Source organism: Phaeodactylibacter sp. (assembly GCF_040219495.1).
Taxonomy (GTDB): Bacteria; Bacteroidota; Bacteroidia; order Chitinophagales; family Saprospiraceae; genus Phaeodactylibacter.
Genome location: NZ_JAVJSK010000060.1, coordinates 1 through 5,356, shown reverse-complemented (window position 1 = coordinate 5,356; position 5,356 = coordinate 1). Strand labels below are relative to the sequence as shown.

At 47.2% G+C, this 5,356-nt stretch carries 2 protein-coding genes; both read left to right on the top strand.

The genetic code is table 11. The features are described from left to right. Positions 1–237: 237 nt before the first annotated feature. Positions 238–2,145 carry a GmrSD restriction endonuclease domain-containing protein gene (locus RIC19_RS08930; protein WP_350177960.1) on the top strand — a complete coding sequence of 636 codons (1,908 nt, stop codon included), beginning with the start codon at positions 238–240 and terminating at the stop codon, positions 2,143–2,145. Next, positions 2,138–5,236, top strand: coding sequence for a type I restriction endonuclease subunit R (locus RIC19_RS08925; protein WP_350177959.1), 3,099 nt, complete (start codon positions 2,138–2,140; stop codon positions 5,234–5,236). Before RIC19_RS08930 ends, RIC19_RS08925 begins: the two co-directional genes overlap by 8 nt. Positions 5,237–5,356 lie beyond the last annotated feature (120 nt).

The window sequence follows — 5,356 nt, the reverse complement described above, 5'->3', positions numbered from 1 at the left end:
ATCAATGAAAACCGTAAGCTGCCAGCAGGTCATTGACTGGCAAAATGAAAACATCTGCCATAACCATTACGGACTACGAAAACAAATGGATAGGGAACTAAAAAGCGGTACATCAGATGGTTAGCAAACCGAACACCCTATACATTGACACAAGGTATGAGAAGGGCAAAGAAGAGTTAGGAGGACTATTTAAAAGCATTTTAGGTTCATCAATTTTCTCACAAAAACCTTTGAATAATGACTAAGCAAGCATCAAACTATCCGGTGTTGAGCATAGAAGAATTGTTATCAAAGGATCAGTACGTAATCCCGAGATATCAACGCAATTATGCCTGGACTGAAGCTCATATCTCTCAGTTGATAGAGGATGTGTTGGATAATGTTGGATCGCCACTGCCATATTATATAGGAACCCTGGTCGTTTTCCCTCGCAAAAAGGACGGGAAGCTCAATAGCTACGAGGTAATCGATGGTCAGCAGCGTTTGACTACCCTAACCCTCCTGTCGGCTTACCTTACTCAAAAAGAAAGAAACCAAGGAAATAATACGCGCCACTGGTTTGATATTATAAACCTTGATTTTGAAAGCAGGCAATTATCAAGCGACACCCTTAAGCAGGCTCACAGCGGGATATGGTTTGACGATAAACGGAAAAATGAAAGTTTAGAACACAACGAAGAAATTGCAGCGGCTTGCGAGATTATTGCCCGAGTATTGCCTCACAAGTGTAGAGAAAAGAGTGTAGCAGTTGATCAATTTAAGGAGTACTTCCTTGAACTGGTAAAAATTTGCCGAGTAACAGTACCTGATGATACTGACCTCAACCATTATTTTGAGATCATGAATAATCGGGGGGAGCAATTGGAAAAGCATGAGATTCTGAAAGCGCGCTTGATGAAAAAACTAGATGAAGCGGATCAGGTTGCATTTGGCATCATCTGGGATGCTTGCGCGGATATGGATAGATATGTTCAATATGGCATCAAACCCGAAATACGAAAAGCTGTATTTGGCAAACACTGGAAATCATTTCCATGGGATGAGGATGTGTTTCAGATGATTAAACAGTCTGCTAATATAAAATCGAAAGAAAAGGAAGAAAAGCTGAGTGATGTAATTGAATCCAATTACACATCTGTAGCCAATGAATCGAGTAAGGAAGACCCAGAACGGTTTAACTCTATCATCAACTTCCCAAATTTCTTATTGCATGCCATTAGCATACATATGAAAAGCGGTGTAGTCCCACTGGATGATAAGCAGCTCCTTGAAGCATTCAATGGGCTTGAAGAACCAGAAGAAATCCAGGATTTTGCAGAGGCATTACTTGGTCTTCGATTCCTTTTTGATCAATATATCATCAAGCGGGACAGGGAGCTGGGTGAAAAAGAATGGAGTTTAAAAGAATTACACCTTACAGATAGCAACAATCCTTCTTACCGAAACGCGTACCGTGATGAGGCGCTTCAGCAGCATATAGTCATGTTGCAGTCAATGTTTCATGTGTCAGTTCCATCCCGGTCTTACAAATATTGGTTGCAAGGCGCGCTTTATGGTCTCTACTGGAAATTAGAAGAGGATGGGGAAGATACAATCTTGAATCATTTACAATCAATGGCAAAAGCTTTTGTATTTGATCGGTTCTTGGCCAGAGAATCTCTGGAATACGAGGAGATTATCTTCCAAAATCAGTGCGAACCGACCATTGAGCGTTGGTCAGAACTGAATATGGATAGAACACGCTATGGAGAGATTCAAAATATCTTATTATTCAATTACATTGATTATTTATACTGGAGTAAAGTCAATCTATATCCGGAGGTGAAAAACTTTAAGTACACCTTTCGTAGCTCCATAGAACATTATTATCCTCAGAATCCGATCGGCGGTGACCCTATAACAAACGGAAGGTTCTTGCATTCTATCGGAAACTTGTGTTTGATCAGTCATGGAAAAAACTCTCAGCTAAGGCATCATTTACCTCAAGCTAAGAAAGAGTACTATGACAAACAGGTTGAAATAGATAGCATAAAACAATTTTTAATGCTTGAAAAAGCTCAGGAATGGAATGTAAATCCAGAACAAAGCATTAAGGAGCATGAGGAAGAAGTAGAGAACCTACTTAAACAATCACTGTATGATTAAAGCAGGAAGACCCGAACGCCACACCCAAAACCGAGTCATCCAGCTTTTCCAGCAAAAGCTGGGCTACCGCTATCTGGGCAACTGGGAAAAGCGGGATGAGAACAGCAACACCGAGACCGAATTGCTGCAAGAGTGGCTGCGCACCAAAGCCAACGGTGGGGCTGGGTACGACGAAGAGCTGATCAAGCGGGCGCTGTACAAGCTGAATAAAACAGTCAGCAACAAGAGCAAAAAGCTCTACTATATCAATCAGGAGGTCTACCAAATGCTGCGCTACGGAGTGACGGTGCAGCCGGAAGTTGGCAAGAATAAGGAAACCGTATGGCTGATTGATTGGGAGCAGCCGGAGAATAACGACTTTGCCGTTGCCGAGGAGGTATCGGTGAAAGGCACGTATAAGAAGCGGCCGGATATTGTACTCTACATTAACGGCATCGCACTGGGCGTGCTGGAGCTGAAGCGGAGTACCAAAGGAGTAGAATACGGTATCCGGCAAAATTTGGATAATCAAAAGCACCTTTTTATCGGGCCGTTTTTCAATACCATGCAGCTGGTCCTGGCGGGCAATGATACACAAGGGCTACGCTATGGTACCATTGAGACACCCGAGCCCTATTACCTTAGATGGAAGGAGGTCCACCCCGAGCGTAATCCCAATGATAAATACCTGCTGGAGCTGACCCGCCCCATCCGGGAGCAGGCGGATGAAGAATCGGTACTGCTGGACCGCCACATCGTTCAGTTGCTCAACAAACAGCGCTTTCTGGAAGTCATCCACGATTTTGTCGTTTTCGATTCCGGCGTCAAAAAGCTTTGCCGCCCGAATCAGTACTTCGGGGTCAAGGCGGCACAGGACTTTGTAAAGCGGCGCGAAGGCGGCATCATCTGGCACACACAAGGCAGCGGTAAAAGCCTGACGATGGTCTGGCTCACCAAGTGGATCCGCTCCTTCAACCCCAATGCCCGCGTGCTGATCATCACCGACCGTACGGAGCTAGATGAGCAAATCGAAAAGGTATTCAATGGCGTAGACGAGCAAATCTACCGGACCAAAAGCGGTGAGGACCTGATCAGTACCCTGAATGAGAAGTCGCCCTGGCTACTATGCTCACTCGTCCATAAATTTGGCCGGAAAGAGGAAGTGAAAGAAAAGGATATTGATAACTATCTGCAAGACCTGAAGAATAGCCTACCCTCCGACTTCAAAGCCAAGGGCGATGTCTACGTCTTTGTCGATGAATGCCACCGTACGCAGAGCGGGAAGCTGCACACGGGCATGAAGACTCTGCTGCCGGACGCCTTATTCATTGGCTTCACCGGTACGCCCCTGCTAAAAAAGGACAAGCAGACGAGCCTGGAGGTATTTGGCAAGTACATCCACACCTACAAATTTGATGAAGCGGTGGAAGACGGGGTGGTGCTTGACCTTCACTACGAAGCCCGGGACGTAGAGCAGGACATCAGCTCAATCGAATCCATTGACGAGTGGTTTGACGCACAGACCCGGGGGCTCACCGATTACGCGAAAGCGGAACTAAAATCCCGCTGGGGTACTATCAAAAAGGTATTCAGCGCCAAGTCCCGCCTGGAGAAAATCGTCATCGACATCACGAAGGACATGATGAAGCTGGACCGGCTGAAGAACGGCCGGGGTAATGCCATGCTAGTCTCCGATAGCGTCTACAACGCCTGCCGATACTACGAGCTTTTTCAAAACGCCGGCTTAAGGCAGTGCGCTATTGTGACGTCCTATACCCCCAACCACAACACGATCAAGCTGGAGGATGCCGGGATGGGGGAAAACGAAGAACTGATCAAGTATCGTATCTATCAGCGGATGGTAGCCGATTACTTCGGAATATCTGAGTCAGAAGCGCACAAACGGGTGGAAGAATTCGAGCTGAAAGTCAAAAAGCAGTTTGTAAATGAACCGGGGCAGATGAAGCTACTCATCGTAGTCGACAAGCTGCTGACCGGCTTTGATGCCCCACCCGCTACCTTTCTTTACATCGACAAAAGCATGAAAGACCATGGGCTCTTCCAGGCCATCTGCCGGGTCAACCGTCTCGATGACGACAGCAAGGAGTACGGCTACATCATCGACTACAAAGACCTGTTCAAAAGCCTGGAGAAGTCTATATCCGACTACACCTCCGAAGCTTTTGATGCCTATGAAAAAGAGGACGTACAAGGCCTGCTCAAAGACCGCCTCACTGCCGGCAAGGAGCGGCTGGAAGATATGCTGGAAGCGGTGAAGGCACTATGCGAACCGGTAGAACCACCTAAGGGCTCGTTGCAGTATCAGCGCTACTTTGTAGGTGACCCGGAGAATCCCGAAGACATCAAAGATACAGAAGAGCGTCGACATGCCTTCTACAAAGCCGTTGCCAAGCTGGTGCGGGCATACGCCAATATTGCCGATGAGATGGAAGTGGCAGGCTACCACGAAACCACCCGTATCCGGATCAAATCCGAAGTGGAACATTTTCAGGCCCTCAAGGAAGAAGTGATGCTGGCCGCAGACGAGAAGATTGACCTCAAGCAATACGAGCCCGGCATGCGGCAGCTCATCGATTTTTACCTGGATGCCAAACACGCCCGTAGTATTTCCAAACTAGAGGACATGACTCTAGTGGAGCTGCTCATTCAGGATGGGGAAGAAGCATTGGATGAACTTCCGGATAACATCAAGTCGAATAAAGAAGCTATGGCAGAAACCATAGAAAACAACCTCCGAAAGGTCATCATCGAAGAACGCCCGACCAACCCCGCCTACTATGAAAAGATGAGCACTTTGCTGGACGAGCTGATCCGGGCACGAAAAGAGCAGACCAGGGAATACGAGGAACTGCTGAAGAGCTATATCGCCCTGGCACCAAAAATCAAGAGACCCGAGTCCAACGTCGAAGACTACCCTCAAGCCATTGATACCCGCGCCAAAAAGGCCCTTTATGACAATTTGCTGCAAAACGAATCCCTATCTTTGGCACTGGACGAGGCAGTCAGGTACAACAGGAAGGATGCCTGGCGGGACAATAAGTTCAAGACCCGTCAAGTCCGCTTCGCCATATGCGTATTCCGGTCCCATTGACCCCCCTATTCCGATTTGGTCTGACCCCCCTATTCCGGAGTCATTGACCCCCTAAATGTGGAAAACGTTCCGGAGCTATTGACCCCCTGGATGTTAATAACGTTCCGGAGTCACTGCCCC

Excerpts from the sequence above, each read along its gene's own strand:
- RIC19_RS08930 (WP_350177960.1), top strand. The coding sequence starts at position 238 with ATGACTAAGCAAGCATCAAACTATCCGGTGTTGAGCATAGAAGAATTG.
- RIC19_RS08925 (WP_350177959.1), top strand. The coding sequence starts at position 2,138 with ATGATTAAAGCAGGAAGACCCGAACGCCACACCCAAAACCGAGTCATC.